A 22,148-nucleotide genomic window follows, 5' to 3' on the forward strand; every position below is an offset into this window, starting at 1 on the left:
CGACGTCATTTAACGGTGTTACGGGTGGACATTACCTTGCGAATGCCCCGTTTTCATCGCATCCTTGACCCAGGAAAAATTCAGCCGGAAACCGGCATTTGGGGAGGATAGTTCATGGGATACAGTGGTATCGAAGACCGCGAGAAGATTGAAGGCGAAATGGCTTGGGCAGATCGGGATTTGCCAAAAACGCTTTATGGTCTGATCAGCCGGACAACGGCAAAGTTTCCGAACCACAAGTCCATCAGCTACCAGATATTTTCCGGCCCCAAGGACAAGGCCGAGACTTTTACCTGGACCCAGCTCAAGGACAAGGTCAGCCAGACGGCGAACCTGTTCCGGTCTTTGGGCATCGGGCCGAAGGATGTCGTGGCTTATGTCTTGCCAAACTGCAATGAAACCGTACTGGCCTTGCTGGGCGGTGGCGTGGCGGGGATCGCCAATCCCATCAACCCGCTGCTGGACGCCGAACAGATCGGCTCGATTCTGCGCGAGACCGGGGCATCGGTGGTGGTCACCTTGCGGCCTTTCCCCAAGACTGACGTGGCCGAAAAGACGGCAGAGGCGGTCAAGCTTGCCCCCGGCGTTCATACGGTGCTTGAAGTCGATCTTGTCCGCTATCTGACGCCGCCGAAATCCTGGATTGTGCCGTTGATCCGGCCCAAGGGACTGACGGGAAACCAGGCGAAGTACCTGAACTTCAATGCCGAGATTGCAAAGCAGCCCAAGGAGCTGACCTTTGAAGACGTGCAGGAAGACCGGGTGGCCTTCTATTTCCACACCGGCGGCACCACGGGCATGCCGAAGGTGGCCCAGCACCTCTATTCGGGGACGATCTACAACGGCTGGATCGGGTCCGAACTGCTGCTGACCGAAGATGACGTAATGCTGTGCCCGCTGCCGTTGTTCCATGTGATGGCCTGCCAGGTGATGCTGCTGGGGGCGCTGTCTTCGGGTGCGCACATCGTCTTCCCGACGCCGCAGGGCTATCGCGGCGAAGGGGTATTCGACAATCTGTGGAAGCTGGTGGAACGCTGGAAGGTCACATTTGTGGTCTCTGTTCCAACCGCCCTTGCCGCTACCATGCAGCGCCCGGTGAATGCGGATATCTCCAGCGTGAAGACCGCATTCTCCGGCTCCGCCCCCCTGCCGCTGGAACTGTTCCGCCGGTTCGAGAAGACAACCGGCATGACGATTGTCGAAGGCTATGGCATGACCGAGGCAACCTGCCTGATCTCTGGCAATCCGGTGGACGGGCTGAAAAAGGTGGGCTCGATCGGCATTCCCTTCCCCTACACAGAGGTCAAGATCGTCAGCAACGGCAAGGAACTGGGCGTCGACGAGGTGGGGGAAATCTGCGTGTCGAACCCCGGTGTCTATGTGGGCAATACCTATACCGAAGCGGACAAGAACAAGGATCTGTATTATAAGAGTAAGTTCCTGCGCACCGGTGACCTGGGCCGGATGGATGCGGACGGCTACCTTTGGATTACCGGACGGTCCAAGGACCTGATCATTCGCGGCGGGCACAACATTGATCCTGCCGAGATTGAAGAGGCGCTTTTGGGGCATGATGCCGTCGCCTTTGCCGGGGCCATTGGACAGCCGGATGCCCATGCGGGCGAAATCCCCTGCGCCTATGTGGAACTGGTCGAAGGGGCAGAGGCCACCGCGGAAGAACTGCTGGCCTATTGCACCGAAAAGGTCCACGAGCGTGCCGCCCAACCCAAGCATGTCACCATCATGAAGGAACTGCCGAAAACGGCAGTCGGCAAGATTTTCAAGCCCGATCTGCGCAAGGATGCGATCACGCGCGTTTATGATGCCGCCTTGACGGATGCGGGCTGCGCCGCACGCGTGGATCATGTGATTGATGACAAGAAACGCGGCCTGGTTGCCAAGGTTTCGATGAACGGCGCATCGGAGCAGGACGTTGGTGCGGTGCTCGACAGCTTCACCCGGCCATGGGAGGGGGCGTGAGCACCCCGGACTATGACCAACTGATCGACGCCGAGACCTGGGCCTATATCGCGCGACTTGATGCGGCCTATCCGCCTGACGCGGTCGAGATGACCATCAGGGAACAGCGGCACGTCTATGACCAGATGTGCCGCATCTTCGATCAAGGGCGTCCGGAAGGGATCGTCGTGCGGGATATGCCCTATGGGGCGGTGCCGTGCCGGATCTACGAGAAAGCGGCGACGGATGTCACGGTGGTCTATTACCACGGCGGCGGTTTCGTTGTTGGTGGGTTGGACAGCCACGATGACATCTGTGCGGCGATCTGTGACCGCACCGGATACCGCGTGATCTCGGTGGAATACAGCTTGGCACCAGAGGTCGTGTTTCCGGGGTGTTTCAACGACGCCTATGCCGCGTTCGAGGCGATTGCAAAGGTCCATCCCGGCCCCATCATGATGGCGGGCGACAGTGCGGGCGGTAATCTGGCGGCTGCGGTCACGCATCAGGCGCGCACAGGCGTGCCGGGGCGGATTGTCGGGCAGGTGCTGATCTATCCGGGCTTGGGCGGCGACTTGGGGCAGGGGTCTTATGTGGAACATGCCAATGCGCCACAGCTTACGGCTGCGGATCTGGCGTTTTACCACAAGGTCCGTGTCGGAGACGGCGCGCCGCCGACGGACGATCCCCGATTTGCCCCGCTGTGCGATACGGATTTTTCAGGCCTGCCGCCCAGCGTGCTGATCACGGCAGAATGTGATCCGTTGGCCGGCGACGGCGGTGCCTATCGCGACAAGGTGCTGGGCGCGGGCGGGCAGGCGGTCTGGTTCAATGAACCCGGCATGGTACATGGCTGTTTGCGTGCACGCGGCATGTCCACCCGCGCGGCGGCCTTCTTTGACAAGGTGGTGGATGGGATCGGGGCACTGGGGCGCGGTGAGTGGCCTTATGCGAACGCGCCGGACTGAAAGGTTCGGATCCCGTTCTTTTCGAAAAGAACGGTGCGGAGTTTTTGAAAACTCCGATGGCGAACTGGCGCAGGTCGAACAACCGCATGCACCGCTTTCTTCGAAGAAAGCGGACCGGAGTTTTTGAAAACTCCGGGGTACGCTCCCGTCATTTCAAAAAGGACGCCGCTTTCATCGTGTCCGCGACCGGCGCGCCGAGGCGGTGCAGGATAGTGGGGGCCAGTTGCAACTGGTCAATCAGGGTGTCCTCGCGTGGTCCTTCGGCGGGGCCGAAATAATACAGCGCCGCATCCTGTTGCAACTCGCCCCGCCCGCCGTGGTGGCCGCGTTCGTCCTGACCGTGATCGGCGGTCACGATGATCTCGTATCCTGCCGCCATCCATTTCGAGATGAAGGGCGCCAGCATCTCGTCCATCACCGCGCAGGCATGGTCCATCTCCTGGCAATCGTGGAAAAACCGGTGCCCCATGCTGTCCAGCGTACAGGTGTGCAACATGCCGTAGTTCAGCCCGAACCGCAGGCACAGGTTGGTCAATGTGGCAAAGAGATCCACGTCCGAAGGCGTCATCTGGTTGACCAACCCATAGCCGGTCATCGTGTGGAACCTGCCGTGGTTGATGGTGTCGCTGTCGGGCTCGTCGTATTCGATGTCACGCACATAGTCGAAGGGGTGGCGATTGAAGAACTCCGACCAGAAGGAATGCGCCACTGCGCCCGTCACGCCGCCGCCGGCCCGGACCTGGCTGAACACGTCCTTGTGCTCCAGCCGAAAGACGTTGCCGTTTCCGGTGCAGCCATGCTCCGCCGGGGCGACGCCGGTGTGGATCGAGGCATAGCAGGAGGCCGAGATCGAGGGCAGCACCGCCCGGCTTTTCCAGACGCGGGCATCGCCGGACTGCACCCAGCCTTCGAGATTGCCAAACAACCTGCGCCAGTTTCGGTAGGGCACGCCGTCGAGGATGATCAGCAGCAGTTTGTTGTCCATGTCGGGGCCTCCTTGATTGAGGTCATATGACCGCAGGCGCGGGCGCGGTGCAACGGCTAACCTTTGGTCAAATGGGTGCGGGGCTGTCGTGCTCCGACGTTTCGGCGCTGTCGATCTGCCGGGGGAATGGGCGAATAGCATCGCCGAGCCGCTTTGGCGAAAATCCGGCCTGTGGTAGCATCGCGAGATTGGAATCAGGGAGTATTGTGATGAAACATTGGACCTTGGAAACAGATGCCGAAAAGCTGATGCCGAAACCGACCGACGGCACCGGGAGTGACGCACCGACAATGGGCACGGGCAAATGCACCGTGTCGGGCTGCGGCTGCCCCAGCTATGTCGATCCTCCGGGTGGATTTGACTGTGCCCGCTGCGGGCACGCAAGATCAGAACACTGGTAAGCGCCTGTGGCGGATCATGACCTGCGCGCAGAGAACGACCGGCTGCGCGCCCGGCTCAGCGCATTCGAGCGTTCAGCGGAAGACTCCCGCCGGGGCAAGCGGTGGTACAGTGACAATGACTGGAAGGATTGGGTCAAACTCTCTGGCCTGCCACTGGCCTTTGTTCTGGCCTGCTACACGTTCTACGACGATGTCTACCTGCGCTATAAGGGGCAGGACCGCGCCACCGTCAGCGCGATTGAAAGCAATCTGCGCGAAATCCAGAAGCTGAATGAAAAGGCCTATGCGCTGAACGAGGCGGATGGTCTGTCAGGTTCCAGCAGTTTCGAGGCGGCCAATGCCGGATTGCGGCAGCGGCTGGTCAGCCAGACATTCGCATATTGGCAGCAGCAGCCGGATTTTTTTCAACCCTCAGAGGCGCAGATCCTTGCCGATCAATTGTTGCAGCAAGGCCGGACCAAGGATGCCTGGCAGATCGCTGAAACCCTGGACAGCGCTGCCCGGACTGCAACTGATCGGGTGAACCTTGCCACGTTCAAGGGCCGGATATTGGCGGCGGAGGGGGATGCCTTTGACCTTGAAGCGGCCCGCAAGCAACTGGGGGTGGCTTACGGAATGACGGATGACGTCGCGGTGTCGTCGCGCACCCTGGCGCTGCGGCGGATGATTGTGCAGTACCGGGTGCAGATGGAACTCTACTATGAACAGCCCTGTGAGGGGATCGGGCCGCTGGTCGAGGCGCTGGAGGCCTGGACGCTCGACGGCACCCCCGCCGAGGATACGCAGGACCGGGAGGCGCGGCGGTTGTTCGAGACATACGCCGCGCGCTGCACGGGGTAGGGGCAGTTGCCAAGTAAAACCGACTTTTGTGTCACATTGCTGACCCAGAGCGCTGTGCTCCGTCTGGCGCACGGGGCAGGGGCGAAGCGGTCATCCGTGAAAATTGCAGAGGACGGCGGGAAAAAAGCCCCTTTCCACTAACCCCCCGCGCGGAATCAAGGCCGCAGGCCGCCGCGCATCGCCGGGCCGTCCCCTGGCACGGCGATTTGGCTGCTGTCGTGTGCCACGCATAATTGGGAAGTGCGTGGCTGCCATAAAGTGCCAGTCACGACGGTCGGATCGCCGCACCACGGCCCGTCGATGCGCGGCTTGGGGTTTTGTTGCGAACGGCCGCTTCGTCCGCATAACGAACCCTCACGTGTCCCGCACTGAAGGTCAGGTTGGGTCGGAAATGCTTGGCATTCGAGTCGGGATTGCTTGGCACGGCCTTGCGACAGGATTCAGAAAATCCATAGGTTTGTGTCGCTTTCGGATGGCTTTCGACAGGTAGGGGCAGGGCAAAGGGGAACAAGGCGGCCCGGCCCAGCCGGGTGCCTCCCCGCGCCTTTTCTTTGAAAAGACGCTTGGTCGCGCGGGTCGCGTTTTTTCGGGGAAAAACGCGACCTAGTTTCCGGCGCTTTCCATGCGGCGGGTTTCGATGACCTGTTCCAGCCAGCCCAGTTTCATCTCGGGCACCGAGCTGAGCAACAGTTCGGTATAGGCATCGAAAGGCGGGGCCAGCACCTGCGACTTTGGCCCGTACCGCACAACCGCGCCCTGATACATCACCGCGATGCTGTCCGCGATCGCCTTGACCGTCGCCAGATCGTGGGTGATGAAAAGATAGGACACGTCCTCGATCTTTTGCAGTTTGAGCAGCAGTTTCAGGATACCATCGGCCACCAGCGGGTCGAGCGCCGAGGTCACCTCGTCGCAGATGATCAGCTTGGGCTTGGCGGCCAGCGCGCGGGCAATGCAGACACGTTGTTTCTGCCCGCCGGACAGTTCCGCCGGATAGCGGTCCTGAAAACCCGTCCCCAGTTCGATCTCGTCCAGCAGTTCCTGAATACGCTCCTGCTTTGCGCGGCCCTTGAGGCCAAAGTAGAACTCCAGCGGCCGCCCGATGATCGTGCCGACGGTCTGGCGCGGGTTCATCGCGGTGTCGGCCATCTGATAGATCATCTGCAACTCGCGCAGGTCCTCGTAGCTGCGCTGCGCCAGCGCAGGCGACAGGTTGCGCCCGTCAAACACGATCTGCCCATCACTGGGCGGCAGAAGGCCGGTGATCACCCGTGCGAGCGTCGATTTGCCCGAGCCGCTTTCGCCCACGATGGCGAGAGTCTGACCGGGGTGCAGTTCCACGTTCACATCCTTGAGCACGTCGAAATCCGTGCCCCTGTAACGCGCGGTGATGTTCTCCACCCGCAGCAGCGGATTGTCGGTGGGTTGTTTTTCCTCGTGCTGGATTGACCGGACGGAAACCAGCGCCTGAGTGTATTCTTCCTGCGGGTTGTTGATGATCTGGTCCGTGGTGCCGTATTCAACCATCGCGCCCTGTTGCAGCACCATGATGTGGTCGCTGACCTGTGCGACAACCGCAAGGTCGTGGGTGATATAGAGCGCGGCAACACCGGTGTCGCGGATCGCCTCCTTGATGGCGGCGAGCACGTCGATCTGGGTGGTCACATCCAGCGCGGTGGTGGGTTCGTCAAACACCACAAGGTCGGGTTCGGGGCAAAGCGCAAGCGCTGTCATGCAGCGTTGCAACTGACCGCCCGACACCTGATGCGGATAGCGGTTGCCGATGGTTTCGGGGTCCGGCAGGCCCAGCTTGCTGAACAATTCAACCGCGCGGCTTTCGGCCTCCTTGCGGGAAAACTTGCCCTGGCGGATCGCGGCTTCTGTCACCTGTTCCATGATCTTTTTGGCCGGGTTGAAGGACGCGGCAGCGGATTGCGAGACATAAGTTACCTCGCCACCGCGCAGGCGGCGCACGTCGCCGACACCGGTCTGCAGGATGTCGCGGCCATTGACCCAGACCTCGCCGCCGGTCAGTTCCACACCGCCCCGGCCATAGGCCATCGCGGCCAGGCCGATGGTCGATTTGCCAGCCCCGGATTCGCCGATCAGGCCCAGGACCTTGCCGGCCTCCAGGTCGAAGTCGACGCCATGCACGATTTCGATATCGCGGGGCCGTTCGCCGGGCGGATAGATGGTCGCGCCGATTTTGAGGCCACGGACCTTGAGGAGGGGATCGCTCATCCTCTGCCCCCTTTCAGTGATGTGGTACGGTTCAGGATCCAGTCCGCCACCAGGTTGATCGAGATGCACAGTGTGGCGATGGCATAGGCCGGGTAGAGGGCCGCCTGGATGCCGTAGTTGATGCCTTCCTTGTTCTCTTTCACGATGCCGCCCCAGTCCGCCAGCGGCGGCTGCACGCCCAGGCCCAGGAACGACAGGGTCGAGATGAAGAGCACCGCAAAGATGAAGCGCAGGCCCATTTCGGCCACCAGCGGCGAGAGCGCATTTGGCAGGGTTTCGCGAAAGATGATCCAGCCGATCTTCTCGCCACGCAGGCGGGCCGCCTCGACATAATCCATGACCGTGATGTCGACCGCCACGGCGCGGGCCAGCCGGTAGACGCGAGTGGAATCGAGCAGCCCCATCAGCACAATGAGGATCGTGGTGGTGGTTGGCATGACCGAGAGCACCACCAGCGCGAAGATCAGTGAGGGGATCGACATGATCAGGTCCACAAGCCGCGAGATCGTCTGGTCAATCCAGCCGCCCGAAACGGCGGCAAAGAAACCAAGGACCGAGCCGGTGACGAAACTGAGGATGGTCGCCATCGTGGCAATGAAGATCGTGGTGCGCCCGCCGTAGATCAGGCGGGTCAGGAGGTCGCGCCCGATGCTGTCGGTTCCCAGCAGGAACTGGGAAGAGGGCGCTTCCCAGACGTCGCCAACGGTTTCGGCCATGCCGTAGGGGGCGATCAGGGGGGCGAAGACGGCCATGAGAAAGTAGAGGCCGGTGAAGAACAGGCCGATCATGGCGGATATGGGGATATTTTTCATATCAGTGACTTTCGGTGGACGGCATGCGGCGCTGTTGCGCTGGCGCGCAAGGCACCCCGCCCACCGTCCCTTGTTTGGTTGAACGCTACCGGGCGTCTCCCCGCGCCTTTTTTGCAAAAAGACGCTTGGTCGCGCGGCGTGAATTTTTTCGGGGAAAAATTCACTTTGGATGCCTCAGCCTGGGGTTGGCCAGGATCGACACGATATCGGCAATCAGGTTCAGCCCGATATAAACCGCCGCAAAGATCAGCCCGCAGGCCTGCACCACCGGCACGTCACGTTTGCTGACGTGGTCCACCAGGTATTGCCCCATGCCGGGATAGGCAAAGACGACCTCTACCACCACGACGCCAACAACCAGGTAGGCCAGGTTCAGCATCACCACGTTCACGATGGGTGCGATGGCATTGGGGAAGGCGTGTTTGCGGATGATCGTCAGCATCCGCATGCCCTTCAACTCGGCGGTTTCGATATAGGCCGATTGCATCACATTCAGGATCGCGGCGCGGGTCATGCGCATCATATGGGCCAGCACCACGAGGGTCAGCACCATGACGGGGATCGCAATGGCGTTCAGTTTCTGGCCCAGCGTCATGCCGTCATTGATGATCGCAACAGAGGAAAACCAGCCCAGCTTGATCGAGATCCAGTAGATCAGAACATAGCCGATCATGAATTCAGGGATCGAAATGGTGGTCAGCGTGATGCCGGAAATCAGCTTGTCCGGCCAGCGGTCCTTGTAGCGGACCGCAAGCAATCCGAGAAAAATCGCCAGCGGCACCGAGATGGCAGCGGCCCAGAAGGCAAGGAACAGCGTGTTCTTGAGGCGTCCACCAAGGCTTTCCGCGATGTCGCGGCCATTGGTCAGCGCCGTGCCAAGATCGCCTTGCAGGAAACCCCCAAGCCAGGAGAAATAGCGGGTCAGGGCGGGTTCGTTCATGCCCAGTTGTTCGCGCAGATTGGCCAGCGCCTGGGGGGTGGCCGATTGGCCAAGAATGGATTGGGCGACGTCGCCGGGCAGGATCGAGGTGCCGGCGAAGATCAGGATTGAGGCCGCAAAGAGCAGCAGGATGCCCAGCGCGAGGCGCTGGGCAATGAGTTTCAGGATGGGATGCATATCCGCGACGCCCCGATCAGGCGTTCTTCAACCAACATTTGATTGCCGCCTGGTTCGACATCATTTCGCCGTAGGGATCGTCGATCCAGCCACCGACATCATTGCTGACGCCGTTGATGAAGTCGTTGAACATCGGCAGGATCAGACCGCCTTCTTCGCGCAGCATCCGGCCCATCTTGGAATAGATTTCCTTGCGCTTCGCGTTGTCCAGTTCGGCCTTGGCTTCTTTCAGCATGGCGTCGAACTCTGGCCGTTTCCAGCGCGTGTCGTTCCAGTCTGCGGTGGAAAGATAGGCTGTGGAGTACATCTGGTCCTGCACCGGACGTCCGCCCCAATAGGAGGCGCAGAAGGGCTGCACGTTCCAGACTTCGGACCAGTAACCGTCATTGGGTTCGCGCTTGATCTCCAGCGGGATACCGGCGGCCTGCGCCGACTGCTGGAACAGCGCGGCGGCGTCGACCGCACCGGGGAAGGCCCCATCAGAGACGCGCAGGATGATCGGGCTGCCATCGTGGCCGGAGGCTGCATAATGTTCCTTGGCCTTTTCGATGGAATGTTCGCGCTGCGGAATGGTGTCGTCGAACAGCGGATAGGCCTTGTTGATCGGCATATCGTTCCCAACGGTCCCGTAGCCGCGCAGGATCTTGTCCACCATTTCCTCGCGGTTGATGGCGTATTTCAGCGCCAGCCGCAGGTCGTTGTTGTCGAAAGGCGCGGTGTCGATATGGGCGATGAAAACGTAATGGCCGGGGCCGGAGACGTTACGCACCTCAAGGTTCGGCGCCCGTGCCAGAAGCGCGGCAACCTTTGGATCGACGCGGTTGATCAGATGCACCTGACCCGATTGCAGGGCCGCCGTGCGTGCGGTGGCATCATTCAGGACAAGCTGTTCGAACTCGTCCGCAAAGCCACGGTTTTCGCTGTCCCAATAGTCATCGCGGCGCTTGAAGGCGTGGCGCACGCCGGGTTCGTCGATCTCAAGCGTATAGGCCCCGGTGCCGATGGCGGCACCCGGATCGTCCATGCCGCCGTTCGGCTGGATGATCAGGTGATAGTCGGACATCAGGTAGGGCAGGTCGGCGTTGGCTTCGTTCAGCTCCAGCACCACGTTGTCGCCATCGACCTTCATGTCCGCGATGCCCTTGACGATGCCCAGAGCGCCGGACTGGCTGTCCTCGTTCGAATGGCGCTGAAGCGTCTTCAGTACGTCGTCGGCGGTCATGTCCTTGCCGTTGGAGAAGGGGATGCCCTTGCGGACCTTGAAGGTCCATGTCTTGGCGTCGGCAGAGGCCTCGAAGCTTTCGGCAAGGCGAGGCTCAAGCGTACCGTCGGGGCTGACTTCGACCAGGGTTTCACCCCAGGCGTAAAGGTTGTTCAGCGGCACTTCGGAAGCGGTCAGGGCCGGGTCCTGGGTGTTGGTTGATTCACCGCCCGAGGAGCCGATGCGAATCATGCCGCCGCGCTTGGGTGTTTCCTGGGCCTGGGCACGCTCCGCCAGCATCGTGTTGGCAACGGCAGCGGTGACACCCAGAGCAGCGGCGCGGCCGACGAATTCGCGGCGCGTCATCAGGCCTTTGGCCACCTGACCGGTCATATGTTTCAGTTGTTCATTCATGTTTTGATACTCCCCTTTGGAATCGGGCGCTTGTCCGCCCGTTTTATTGATTGCTGAGTCAAGTTTGCGCATTTCTGACCTTGTCGCAAGGGTTAATAGCGCAGTTTTTGTGACGCTTACACTACATGTGATCGCGCGGGATGTTGTCTTCGATGTCTCTTGCGTAGATCAGCTCGTCGTTTTCGTAGGCTTCGATGCGGGCATTGAGATGGAATGCGGTTGCGCTGCTGGTCATCATGCAGGTCGCTTCAGTCCGCAGCGAAATGTCATCGCGCACCAGTTCGTCGGTCCAGTGGCATTGGCCGCGGGCAGAAAGAAGATCATCGGGATTGATGGTCCATGCCTCGCGCGCAACCGAGCCGTTGATCAACCCGTGATCCATGTCGCGCACCGCGCCAAAGTCGTCTTCGATGAACAGGGTGATGTCGCCGGTGGTCATGTCGACCTCGCGCCGCCTGATATGCGCTTCGGGGCGCAGTTCTTCGGTTTGCCAGGGATCGGCGGCGGTCGGGGGTTCGAACAGGTGTTCGTCGCCGCCTGCCGTCGGGCGCTGGGGCAGGTCGATATGGCCCGCACTCAGGCTCAGGCGTGTGTGGGCGGGGCTGGGCCAGATCAGCGGCCAGTAGGCATCAGAGATCGACACCCGCAGCCGGTGGCCTGCCGGAACTCGATAGGCGATGTGGTCCAGGTTCAGGGTGATTTCCACCGGCGTGCCGGGGGCCATCGGGGTGACCGCCTCTGCATCGTTGCGGTGGCTGAGGTTCAGGACGCCATAGGTGATGCGGGTGGCCGCGCCATCCGGGTGGATGTGGTTCAGGCGCACGGCGATCTGCGCCTGCGGTTGGTCGCTGGCCAGGGTCAGTGTGATGCGGGGGGCACCGACGATATCCATATCCGCGTCCAGCGGCGGGCTGTCGAAGGTGGTGGAAAGTGCATCGTCGCTGCGCTGGTCTCCGGGCAGTTCGGGGCCCAGCCAGATCGCGCAGTATTCGCCCGCATCCGCCCCGCAATGGGGTGGGGAGGATACGGTGGCGGTCAGCGGACCTGCGCTGTCGGCCATGCCCTTGTCAGTCAGATGCAGGGTGGTGGATTTGAGATGCGACGTGGCACCTGTCGGTTCCGCAATCCAGCGGCCGGGGCGGTGCTTGTACCATGTTGCGGGGCGGACCCCGTCCATCAGGTAGGCGCGGTAATCGGGGTCGTCTTCCACTCCGGTGTCGATACCCTTGAGCCAGCGGTCCCACCAGCGCAGCGCCTCTTGCAGAAAGCCGATGCGCGGTTCGGGGATGGCGAAATGCGGGTACTTGTGGACCCATGGCCCGACAATGCCCTTGGCCCCCGGCAAGGCCTCTACCAGTTGCGGCACCGCGTTCTTGTAGCCGTCGCCCCAGCCGCCGATCGCCAGCACCTTCGCCTTGATCGCGGAATAATCCTCGATCACCGATCCATGCCGCCAATAGGCGTCACGCCTTTGGTGGCGCAGCCAGACAGCGGGCAGGAAGGGTTCCGCCTCCAGCCGTTCCAGCCAGATCTCGCGCCAGTCCGCGCGCAGGGCCGGGTCCGGTGCCTTGGATGAATAGGACCACATGGTCGCGCCCCAGCCGAGGTTTTCGTTCAGCAGGCAGCCGCCCTTGTAATGAATATCATCGGCAAAGCGGTCCACGGTGGAACACAGGGTGATGACGGCCTTCAGCGGATCGGGGCCAAGTGCGGCCACCTGCAACCCGTTGAAACCGCCCCAGCTTATCCCCATCATGCCGACATTGCCGTTGCACCAGGGTTGGGCCGCGACCCAGTTGATCACTTCGACCGCGTCGGCCTGTTCCTGCGCGGTGTATTCATCTTCCATCACGCCCTGGCTGTCGCCATTGCCCCGCATGTCCACCCGCAGGCAGGCATATCCGCGTTGCGCGAACCACGGATGGGTCAGCGCATCGCGCGCGCAGGTGCCGTCACGTTTGCGGTAGGGCAGGTATTCCAGGATCACCGGCACCGGGTCGGCATCGGCATCCACCGGCCGCCACATCCGAGCGGACAGGCGGCAGCCGTCAGAAAGGGTGATGCCCAGATCGGGGTCTTCGGTGATGTCGCGCAGGCTGTTGTGAGGTGACTCCATGTGGCAGACTCTTGCCGCGTCGCAGAATTTGTCAACTGTTGCCGGAATGCCATCACATTTTGGGCTTTCCATATGTCCTATGACTTATTGGGAATTGCGAATCTTTCATGACCGGATTTGTGTCAAATGCCTCTCTCCCTGTGGTTGAAATGAACTAAGGCAAGAAAAAGGCACTAGTTTCAAAAGGATTTTCGGAGTATCCCAAGGACATACAAAAACGTGTACGGGCGATTGAACGGTCGACACGAATAAAATCAATTACAGAAGTCCCGCATAGAACGAGGGCTTCGAGGTAGAGTGGTGGTGCTATGAAGACGATAGATTTCGTCGTCCGCGATAACGCGGGCGGATTGCAGCGTGGTGTTGTTGCCTCAGAGGCGAAAAGCCACGTCATCCAGGCCGGATCAGGTCAGGAAATTTCCCTAAATCTCAGACAGACGGATCTGGCCGGACAGCAACGCGCGGGCAATGATCTGGTGCTGACGCTGGCCGATGGCCGGGTCATCATGATCGAGAATTACTTCAACGTCTCGGGCCCGGCGAACCGGCTGTTCATCTCGTCGGACGGATACCTGAACGAGGTCTCGCTGGTCGATACGGGCAGTGGTGAGCTTTACGCCCAATACGGGCCGACAGAGGAATGGGGCAAGTGGAGCCCATCCGACGATCTGATTTATCTGGGCCGCACCGAAGTGGCGGGCAACGCGGCCGCAGCCGACGATGAAGTTTCCATGTTCGCGGCCCCGCTTCTGGGTGGCGGATTGCTGGGTGGTGGCGTGGGCGCTGCGGCGGCGGCCGCAGGCGGCGCGGCGGTACTTGGCGGTCTTGGCGGCGGCAACTCCGATGGCGGCAACACGGCGGGCGAAGGCACCGGCGGTACAGGCGGCACGGGTGGTACAGGTGGGACAGGCGGCACCGGCGGCGGCACGGGTCCGGCAACGCCCTATGTTGATGACGCGGACAGTTCCAGCGACATCGGCGGCGACGATTCAGCACCGCATCAGGTGGTGATCACCGGCGGCGGCGAACCCGGCAGTGCCGTCATCGTCACGCTGGGCGACCAGCAGGTCGAAACAATCATCGACCAAGACGGCGTTTTCGAAGCGGTCTTCGAAGACGAAAACTTCCCCCCCGACGGCACCTACGAGGCCGAGGTCATCGTGACGACAGAGGGCGAAGACACGGTTCTGGACGGGCCGGAGTACGTGATCGACACGACCCCGCCACAGATCGAAGTGACATCGGGCACGCAATCGGTCGATGATTATTTCAACGCCGAAGGCTTCGATGACGGTGTGACCGTCACCGGTACGGGCGAGGCCGGTGCCGCCGTGGTTGTAACCATCGCGGGCATTGAACAGGCGACAACCGTGGCCGAAGATGGCACCTGGTCTGTCACCTGGGAAAACGGCACGCTGGACGCGGGCGAATATACCACCGACGTGACCGTCTGGACCTCCGACGCATTCGGCAACACCAATACCATCACCGATGTTCTGGTGGTGGATACGGTCATCAACGTCACCATCGACACCGATATCATCGGCGGTGATGGCGTGGTCAACGCAGAAGAGCATGACGACGGCGTGACTGTCACAGGCACCGCGGATGCGGGGGCCACGGTGGTTGTCACCTTCGGCACCGGCACCCAGACAGTGACCGCCACCGCCCAAGGCACATGGAGCGCGGTCTTTGCTGCGGGCGAAGTCCCCACTGGCGAGACAATGGCGACAATTACGGCTGTGGCGACAGATGCCTACGGCAATGCAACCTCGGCCACGGGCGAGGTGCAGATCGACACGATCGCGCCCGAGATCACAGTCACCAGCGGCACCCAGTCGGTTGATGATTTCTTTAACGCCACCAGCTTTGCCGATGGCGTCACGCTGACCGGCACCGGCGAGGCGGGTGCCTCCGTGGTCGTGACCATCGCGGGCATCGCGCAAAGCACCACTGTTTCCGCAGATGGTACCTGGTCGGTCACTTGGGCGGCGGGCACGTTGCAGTCCGGTGAATACAGCACAGACGTGCAGATCGTCACCTCCGACGCCTATGGCAACAGCACGACAGTTTCGGATGTTCTGGTGGTCGATACCGTAACGGATGTCACCATCGACACCGAAAACGTCGAAGGCGACGGGACAGTCAACGCAGAGGAACGCCTTGACGGTGTGACCCTGACCGGCACCGCGCAGCCCGGATCGACCGTCATGGTCACCTTCGGCACCGGCACCCATCAGGCGACAGTCGATGCGGATGGCAACTGGACATGTGATTTCGCGGCGGGTGAAATTCCCACCGGCGAGGTGAACGCGACCGTGACTGCCGTGGCCACCGACAGCTTCGGCAACACCTCCACCGCCAGCGGCGAGGTCGAGATCGACACGCTGGTGCGCGACTTTGGCTTTACCGGGACAACCGGCGGCGCGGATGGCGTGATCAACATCGAAGAAGCGATGCAGGATCTTGTCATGACCGGGACAACCGAACCGGGCTCGACCGTGTTGGTCACGCTTGGCTCTGCCACCCATGCGGCGACCGTCGCGGCGGATGGCAGCTGGACAGTCACTTTTGCCACCTCCGAAATTCCGGGCGGTGCGCAAACGGCTGTGATGACGGCGGTTGCCACCGATGCGGCGGGCAATGTGGACACCATCACACAGGACGTCGAAATTGACCGCGATGCGGGCATCCTCACGATCTCTTCCGCACCTGTCGAAGGCGACGATGTGGTGAACGAGGCAGAGGCCAGCGACGGCGTCGTGCTGAACGGCACCTCGAACCCCGGCGCGCTGGTGACCGTAACCATGGCAGGCGTCAGCCATACCGTGACCACGGATGCCGCAGGCAACTGGACGGCAAACTTCTCTGCCGCTGAGGTCGCGCCCGGCGTCTATACCGCCGACATCCACGCCGCCACCACCGACAGCGCGGGCAACGTGCTGGAGGCTGTGGACAGCGTTGCCGTCGACACCCGTGTGGACAACCTGAGCATCCATGCCGACATCGTCGAGGGCGATGGCGTGATCAACGGGCTGGAACGCACCGACGGGGGCGGTGTGCAGATCACCGGCACAACCGAGGTCGGCTCCACATCCGTTGTGGTCACGCTGAACGGCGTGGCGGTGAACGCGGTGGTTGATGCAAATGGCAACTGGATCGCGGAATATGCCGCCAGCCAGATCGCACAGGGCACCTATGATGCCGATGTCTCCGTGCAGGCTACGGACGCCGCGGGCAATACCGCAACCGTGACCGACAGCATCCGCGTCGACACCGAAGTGGTGCCGCTGAACATGACCGAAACAGGGGGCGGGGCCGATGACGTGGCCTCCGCCGCCGAGGCCGCCACCGGCATTGATCTGGGTGGCCAGGTCGAGGCGGGATCGACCGTTGTGGTCAATTTCGACGGGGCGAACCACACCGCAACCGTGGATGCGGCTGGCAACTGGTCCCTGACCATTCCGCCGGGTGCGATGCGCATGGGCACCTATGACGCGGCCATCGTGGTCACCGCGACCGATGCGGTCGGCAACGTGGCAACCCTGTCGGATACCCTGGCCATCGACACCGATGCGCCCGAGGGGCCGGTCATCGCCTCCTACACCCGTGACGGTGACGGCATCCGGGGCATTTCGACAGAGATCAACGACGAGACGATCGAGGTTCATCAGGTCAATAACAACGGCACGGTGACCGAGGTCGATGCCACATCCGTGGATATTCCTCAGATCAACGAAACCAACTTCCAGTTCGGCACCCAGGTCCCGGACGGGTCGCATCTGGTGATCACTGCCACGGATGATGCGGGCAACAGCTCTGGCACCTATGTGGTTCTGGACGACGAATCCGTGAACTCCGAGGTTGCGCTGAATGCGGATGTACTGGGCAACTACAACATCGAGACTATTGATCTGAGCTTTGCCGAGGAAGGCAACCTAACGATCAACGAGGCGACGCTGCTGGACCTGTCCTCCAACACCAACGAGTTGCAGATTGATGGCGGTGCCGACGATACGGTGACGGTCACCGGCGCGGTGCGCGCCGGGTCCACCGTCCGCGACGGTCAGAGCTACGATATCTATACCTTGGGCGAGGAGGGCACGCTTTACATCGACGACGATGTGACAGTGGTGATCTGAGCCGACAAACGACGAGGGAGGCGCGGGCGGCAAATGACCCGCGCCCCCAGAACGAACCGGCTATTGAGGGCAGGGCATGACATACGGTGTAAAAGGGGCTTTCGGGGCCTGCGCAATTGCAGTCACCCTGTCGGGCTGTCTTGCCGACATGGGAAATGGCTGGGTGGCGGACAACATCGTTTCGCGCACCAGATTTGCCGATCCGCTGGCACCGGGCCAGAAGACCCACAGCGAAAACGTGAATGCCGATAGCCAGATCATCCAGGGCCTTGCCGCGCGCCGGTCCGCCCTGCCGCCAGGCAGCAGTTTCGAGCAGGTGGCAACGGCGGTTCTGGCCGCCAATTCGCGCGCGGCAGAAGCGGAACTGCGCGCCGCGCGCCTGCGTTCGGAGGCCGCAAGCAAGAACTGGCTGCCGCGCATCGGGCCTGACATCAGCCTGACCTCGCTGGGATCGGTGGTGGCCAATCTGGTGGTGGATCAGGTCCTGTTTGACAATGGCCGCAAGAAGGGTGAGCGCGAATTTGCAATTGCCGATGTCGAGGTCGCGGCTGTCACCCTTGCCGTCGATACCAACGACCGGGTTCATACCGGGCTGACGCTATATGTCACCGCCGCCGAAGCACGCGAAAAGGCGATGCTGTCAGAGGCCGCTCTGCGCGATATGGGCCATTTCGAATATGTCATGGGCGAACGGGTGCGCGGTGGCGTCTCGGACATGTCCGACCTCAATATCCTGCGCCAGAAACTGGCCGAAATCCGCGCGACCCGGACCGCCAACGCCGAACTTGCGCGGACGTCGCTGGCAGAATTGAATGCAATGTCGATCCAGCCGGTGTCCGACCTGCGCGGCGTGACGGAGCTTGCGGTCAGCGCCCATGCGGCCCAGCCGCTGACCGTGGTGCTGGCCGAAGCGGAGAAAACCCGCAGCATCGCAAGGGCCAAGGTAGAGCGCGCGGGCCAGCTGCCGGGGCTTTCCGCCGGGGGCACCGTCGGGGCCAGCACCAATGTCGGCTTGCGTGTGACCACCGACAGCCTGATCGGCTTTGGCACCGGTGCCACGCTTCAGGCCATCGAGGCCGCCAAGGAAACCGCCGCCCGCCGTGTGGCGCAGGCGCAGGAGGATGCCTCGCGCAGCTTGCGAAAACTGGAAAGCCAGATTGCCGCCAAGTCGCGCCAGGCAGGTGAGGCTGCCCGCCTCACGGCGCAGGCCAAGGGGAACCTTGATCTGTTTCAACAGCAATATGACGCGGGCCAGCGGCAAGTCATGGATGTGGTGGGCGTCTACGAGACTTTTGCCCGCCAGCAGCAGGCCGAGGTCAGCCTGAAATACGAGGCGGCCCGCCTGCGGCTGGAGATGGCCCGGCTTCTGGGCGTGCTGGCGGACGGGGATCAGATTTGACCGACAAGCGCGCCTTTACCCTGACCATCACCAATGGCAACCAGGGCCGCATTGCCCCGGCAAATACCGCAGCCGCCGTGGCCAGCGCCCAGAACTCGAACCGTTTCGAAGACCGCATCGCGGCCCGTGCGCGGCTGGCCACAACCTATGCCGGGTTGCTGGGGGTCGAGGCGGTGGCGCGGGACCTGTTCGAGGCTATCGGCAGCGCAACCCGCGAAGGTGCGGGACCGGCAGCAGAGGCCGCAGCAATCAGCCACGGGCTGAAACACCTTGGCCTGCTGGCGCAGGTCGCAAAGGTTGAGGGGCTGACGCCCGCGCTCTGGCCCGCGCTGGCCTATATGACATCGGGGCAGGTGCTGCTGGTGCTGGGGCAGTCGCGCGGCGATCTGATCGTCTTTGACCAGACCTGCACGGACAACCGCGCGCAGGTGCCGGTTGCCGAATTCCAACCCTTCTTTGCCGGCATGATCGTGCGTGCCGAAGCGCCACTGACAAAAGTGGCCGAGACCCACAAGACGGAAAGCAAGCCCCGCCATTGGTTCTGGGGCCAGTTCGACCGCTTTCGCCGCCAGATGGCAGAGGTCGCCCTGGGATCGTTTGTGGCGAACCTGCTCGCGGTGGCGGTGGCGCTGTTTTCCCTGCAGGTCTACGACCGGGTGATCCCGCATCAGTCCGAGGCGACGCTTTGGGTGCTGGCCGCGGGCGCAGGCCTTGCCTTGCTGATGGAGGCCTTCATCAAGATCGCCCGCGCCCGGCTGATGGACGGGGCAGGCCGTCAGATCGAACTGGGTGTGTTGCAGATTCTGATGCGGCGCATCTTGGGCATGCGCTCCGACAGCAAGGGGCAGGCCCCGAACCAGGTCTTTTCCGCGATGCGCGAATTCGGATCGGTGCGTGAATTCTTTACCGCCTCGACCGTGGGCACGTTGGCGGATCTGCCGTTTATCTTTGTCTTTCTGTTCCTCGTGGCCAGCATCGCGGGCAATGTTGTCTGGGTGCTGGTGCTGGGGGGCATCCTGATGGTGGTGCCGGGATTCTTTCTGCAAAAGCGGATGATCCGGCTGACCCAGGAAACTCAGGGCGCATCGGCAAAATCCTCTCGCCTGCTGCATGAGACGATCTTCGAACTGGACACGCTCAAGACCCAGCGCGGCGAGGACCGCGTGATGCGGCTGTGGTCCGAGCTGAACACGCTCTCGGCCATGAAATCCTCCGAACAGCGCAAGCTGGCCTCCATGCTGACCTTCTGGAGCCAGGGGGTGCAGCAGGCCACCTATGTCAGCGCCGTGATCATGGGGACCTATCTGGTCTTTGCCGGGGAATTTACCGTTGGTTCGATTATTGCCGTGGGTATCCTGACCGGGCGCACGCTGGCCCCGCTGACCCAGCTGGCCGGTACGATGGCGCGCTGGGGCAACGTCAAATCCGCCCTCGACGGGCTGGAGTCGGTGGCCCAGGCCCCGCAGGACGCCGATGAGGCGCGGACCTACCTGCGGCGCGAGACGCTCAAGGGGCATTTCGAATTCCGCGATGTGACATTCCGCTACGAAGACGACGGCGCGCCGATCGTGGACATCGCGGGGCTGGCGATCCTGCCGGGGCAAAAGGTCGCCGTTCTGGGGGCCAATGGCTCCGGCAAGTCGTCCTTGCTGAAACTGATGAGCGGGCTTTATGCGCCTGTGACGGGGCGGGTGTTGATCGACGGCACGGAGATGGCCCAGATTGAACCCCGCGACCTGCGGCGGCTGATCGGCTATCTGGGGCAGGATGTGCGGCTGTTTGCGGGCACCCTGCGCGACAACCTGAACCTGACGATGCTGGAACGCGACGATGCGCGCCTGATGAAGGCATTGGAATTTGCGGGGCTTGGCCCCTTTGTGCAGGCGCACCCCAAGGGGCTGGACCTGGAAATCAAGGACAATGGCGCGGGGCTGAGCATCGGACAGCGCCAGTCCATCGGCTGGGCGCGGCTGTGGTTGCAGGACCCGAAAATCTGCCTGCTGGATGAACCCACCGCTGCACTGGATCAGACCCTTGAGGCGACGCTGGTGGCCCGGTTGCAGGTCTGGATGGCGGGTCGCACGGCCATCATCGCGACGCACCGGGCGCCCATTCTGGCGCTGACCAACCGCACCATGGTCCTTCAGGCCGGACGAATGACAATCGACGGTCCCAAGGACAAGGTCCTGCACCATATTGCCAGCAAGAATAAGGGGCATGCCGCATGACCTTTGTGAACCCGACCCAGCTTGAGACGCAACTGGGCCGCGAGATGCGCGGACCCTCTGCCGTGATCTGGCTGTGCGGTGCTGCGGTGCTGGTCTTCGTGATCTGGGCGGCCTTTGCCTGGGTCGATGAGATCGTGCGCGCGGAAGGGTCGATGATCTCCTCCTCGCGGCCACAGATCATTCAAAACCTTGAGGGCGGCATTCTGGCCGAACTTGCGGTGGGCGAGGGCGATGTGGTGGAAAAGGGCGATGTGCTGGCCCGTCTGCACGGGACACAGTTCAAATCCTCGGTCGATGATCTGCAAGATCAGATATCGGCCTTCGAGATCCGCCGCCTGCGGCTGGAAGCGGAACTGGCGGGCCAGTTCGATTTTGCGGTGCCAGAGGCGCTGGCGACACGCACACCGGACATCGTGGCCTCTGAACGCACGCTGTTGCAGGCGCGGCAGTCCGACTTTGTCTCACGGACCGAGGGGGCAAAGCGGGTTCTGGCCGAAGCCACCAAGGAACGGCAACTGATGGATGATCTGCTGGAGCGCAAGATCGTGTCGATGATCGAGGCCACCCGTGCCCGCAAGGTCCATGCGGATGCCCGTATCAAGTATGATGAGATCGTGACCCAATCGGAGCTGGACCGGGCGCAGGAATATTCCGACGTGCTCAAGGAGCTGAGCACACTGCGCCAGAACCTCAAGGCCAGCACGGACCAGTTGAATCGGACGATCCTGGTCAGCCCGATGCGCGGCATCGTCAACAACCTCAGCGTCACCACCATCGGCGGCGTGGTGCGCCCCGGCGAAGAGATATTGCAGATCATCCCGCTGGACGAGGAATTGTTCGTCGAGGCGCGGGTCAAGCCCGAAAACATCGCGGGCGTGCGTCCGGGGCAGGAGGCGACGGTCAAGCTGAGCGCCTATGACTACACGATTTACGGCACGCTGAAGGGCCGGGTGAAGCTGATCTCAGCCGATACCTTCAAGGATGAACGGTCCCGCGATCCCGACGGCAATCCGCATTACAAGGTCAAGGTCGAGGTCGATACAGCGCATCTGACGGAACGGCAGGCGTCGTTGCAGATCAGGCCGGGGATGCAGGCCAGCGTGGAATTGCACACAGGTGCAAAGACGGTGCTGCAATACCTGCTGAAACCTTTGTACAAATCGCGCGAGGCGTTTCGCGAGCCATAGGGTTGGGTGCGGTTTGGGGGGCGACCTGTGCCGCGACACCGGACTTCAGGCAGCCCTGTCTTGCCGTTTCGGCTCACTCGACAAATGATGACATGTCATTTTTGACATGTCATCTTTTGCAAAGGGGTGGTGCCATAT

General features: G+C 62.0%; 14 protein-coding genes. 8 read left to right on the forward strand and 6 right to left on the reverse strand.

Annotation, left to right across the window (positions count from 1 at the left end; translation table 11 throughout):
• Positions 1–114: 114 nt before the first annotated feature.
• Positions 115–1,980: an acyl-CoA synthetase gene (locus A8B82_RS06495; protein ID WP_067289843.1), complete on the forward strand. Its 1,866-nt coding sequence runs from the start codon at positions 115–117 to the stop codon at positions 1,978–1,980.
• Complete coding sequence (locus A8B82_RS06500; protein ID WP_235604631.1) at positions 1,977–2,927, forward strand: alpha/beta hydrolase; 951 nt, start codon at positions 1,977–1,979, stop codon at positions 2,925–2,927. Before A8B82_RS06495 ends, A8B82_RS06500 begins: the two co-directional genes overlap by 4 nt.
• 148 nt (positions 2,928–3,075) lie before the next feature.
• Here A8B82_RS06500 and A8B82_RS06505 read toward each other — a convergent pair whose 3' ends face one another.
• Positions 3,076–3,912, reverse strand: a complete 837-nt coding sequence (locus tag A8B82_RS06505) for an alkaline phosphatase family protein (RefSeq protein WP_067289848.1) — start codon at positions 3,910–3,912, stop codon at positions 3,076–3,078.
• A gap of 209 nt (positions 3,913–4,121) precedes the next feature.
• Between A8B82_RS06505 and A8B82_RS06510 the strand changes: the two genes are divergently transcribed.
• Positions 4,122–4,313, forward strand: coding sequence for a hypothetical protein (locus A8B82_RS06510; protein ID WP_067289851.1), 192 nt, complete (start codon positions 4,122–4,124; stop codon positions 4,311–4,313).
• Between the two features lie 6 nt (positions 4,314–4,319).
• Entirely contained in the window at positions 4,320–5,153 is an 834-nt protein-coding gene (locus tag A8B82_RS06515; protein ID WP_067289854.1) for a hypothetical protein, read from the forward strand.
• A 603-nt stretch (positions 5,154–5,756) separates the two neighbouring features.
• Here the strand turns inward: A8B82_RS06515 and A8B82_RS06520 are convergent.
• From A8B82_RS06520 to A8B82_RS06540, 5 genes are all read right to left on the reverse strand, one after another.
• Positions 5,757–7,394, reverse strand: coding sequence for an ABC transporter ATP-binding protein (locus A8B82_RS06520; protein ID WP_067289856.1), 1,638 nt, complete (start codon positions 7,392–7,394; stop codon positions 5,757–5,759).
• Positions 7,391–8,206: an ABC transporter permease gene (locus A8B82_RS06525; protein WP_067289859.1), complete on the reverse strand. Its 816-nt coding sequence runs from the start codon at positions 8,204–8,206 to the stop codon at positions 7,391–7,393. The genes A8B82_RS06520 and A8B82_RS06525 overlap by 4 nt, the downstream gene beginning before the upstream one ends.
• Positions 8,207–8,366: 160 nt before the next feature.
• Positions 8,367–9,323, reverse strand: a complete 957-nt coding sequence (locus A8B82_RS06530; RefSeq protein ID WP_067289862.1) for an ABC transporter permease — start codon at positions 9,321–9,323, stop codon at positions 8,367–8,369.
• 16 nt (positions 9,324–9,339) lie between these two features.
• Positions 9,340–10,938 carry an ABC transporter substrate-binding protein gene (locus A8B82_RS06535; RefSeq protein WP_067289865.1) on the reverse strand — a complete coding sequence of 533 codons (1,599 nt, stop codon included), beginning with the start codon at positions 10,936–10,938 and terminating at the stop codon, positions 9,340–9,342.
• Between the two features lie 121 nt (positions 10,939–11,059).
• Positions 11,060–13,054, reverse strand: a complete 1,995-nt coding sequence (locus A8B82_RS06540; RefSeq protein ID WP_067289868.1) for a CocE/NonD family hydrolase — start codon at positions 13,052–13,054, stop codon at positions 11,060–11,062.
• Between the two features lie 308 nt (positions 13,055–13,362).
• Here A8B82_RS06540 and A8B82_RS06545 point away from each other — a divergent pair, with 308 nt between their 5' ends.
• The 4 genes from A8B82_RS06545 to A8B82_RS06560 all read left to right on the forward strand — a co-directional run bounded on the left by A8B82_RS06545 (position 13,363) and on the right by A8B82_RS06560 (position 22,010).
• Positions 13,363–17,196, forward strand: a complete 3,834-nt coding sequence (locus A8B82_RS06545; RefSeq protein WP_067289871.1) for an Ig-like domain-containing protein — start codon at positions 13,363–13,365, stop codon at positions 17,194–17,196.
• A gap of 76 nt (positions 17,197–17,272) precedes the next feature.
• Positions 17,273–18,595, forward strand: coding sequence for a TolC family protein (locus A8B82_RS06550; RefSeq protein ID WP_067289874.1), 1,323 nt, complete (start codon positions 17,273–17,275; stop codon positions 18,593–18,595).
• A complete protein-coding gene (locus tag A8B82_RS06555; protein ID WP_067289876.1) occupies positions 18,592–20,823 on the forward strand; it encodes an ATP-binding cassette domain-containing protein in 2,232 nt (743 codons plus the stop codon). The genes A8B82_RS06550 and A8B82_RS06555 overlap by 4 nt, the downstream gene beginning before the upstream one ends.
• A complete protein-coding gene (locus A8B82_RS06560; RefSeq protein ID WP_067289878.1) occupies positions 20,820–22,010 on the forward strand; it encodes an HlyD family efflux transporter periplasmic adaptor subunit in 1,191 nt (396 codons plus the stop codon). Before A8B82_RS06555 ends, A8B82_RS06560 begins: the two co-directional genes overlap by 4 nt.
• Positions 22,011–22,148 lie beyond the last annotated feature (138 nt).

The organism is Sulfitobacter sp. EhC04 (genome assembly GCF_001650875.1).
Taxonomy (GTDB): domain Bacteria; phylum Pseudomonadota; class Alphaproteobacteria; order Rhodobacterales; family Rhodobacteraceae; genus Sulfitobacter.

Excerpts from the sequence above, each read along its gene's own strand:
- A8B82_RS06495 (WP_067289843.1), top strand. The coding sequence starts at position 115 with ATGGGATACAGTGGTATCGAAGACCGCGAGAAGATTGAAGGCGAAATG.
- A8B82_RS06505 (WP_067289848.1), bottom strand. The coding sequence starts at position 3,912 with ATGGACAACAAACTGCTGCTGATCATCCTCGACGGCGTGCCCTACCGA.
- A8B82_RS06510 (WP_067289851.1), top strand. The coding sequence starts at position 4,122 with ATGAAACATTGGACCTTGGAAACAGATGCCGAAAAGCTGATGCCGAAA.
- A8B82_RS06520 (WP_067289856.1), bottom strand. The coding sequence starts at position 7,394 with ATGAGCGATCCCCTCCTCAAGGTCCGTGGCCTCAAAATCGGCGCGACC.
- A8B82_RS06525 (WP_067289859.1), bottom strand. The coding sequence starts at position 8,206 with ATGAAAAATATCCCCATATCCGCCATGATCGGCCTGTTCTTCACCGGC.
- A8B82_RS06530 (WP_067289862.1), bottom strand. The coding sequence starts at position 9,323 with ATGCATCCCATCCTGAAACTCATTGCCCAGCGCCTCGCGCTGGGCATC.
- A8B82_RS06535 (WP_067289865.1), bottom strand. The coding sequence starts at position 10,938 with ATGAATGAACAACTGAAACATATGACCGGTCAGGTGGCCAAAGGCCTG.
- A8B82_RS06540 (WP_067289868.1), bottom strand. The coding sequence starts at position 13,054 with ATGGAGTCACCTCACAACAGCCTGCGCGACATCACCGAAGACCCCGAT.
- A8B82_RS06545 (WP_067289871.1), top strand. The coding sequence starts at position 13,363 with ATGAAGACGATAGATTTCGTCGTCCGCGATAACGCGGGCGGATTGCAG.
- A8B82_RS06550 (WP_067289874.1), top strand. The coding sequence starts at position 17,273 with ATGACATACGGTGTAAAAGGGGCTTTCGGGGCCTGCGCAATTGCAGTC.
- A8B82_RS06560 (WP_067289878.1), top strand. The coding sequence starts at position 20,820 with ATGACCTTTGTGAACCCGACCCAGCTTGAGACGCAACTGGGCCGCGAG.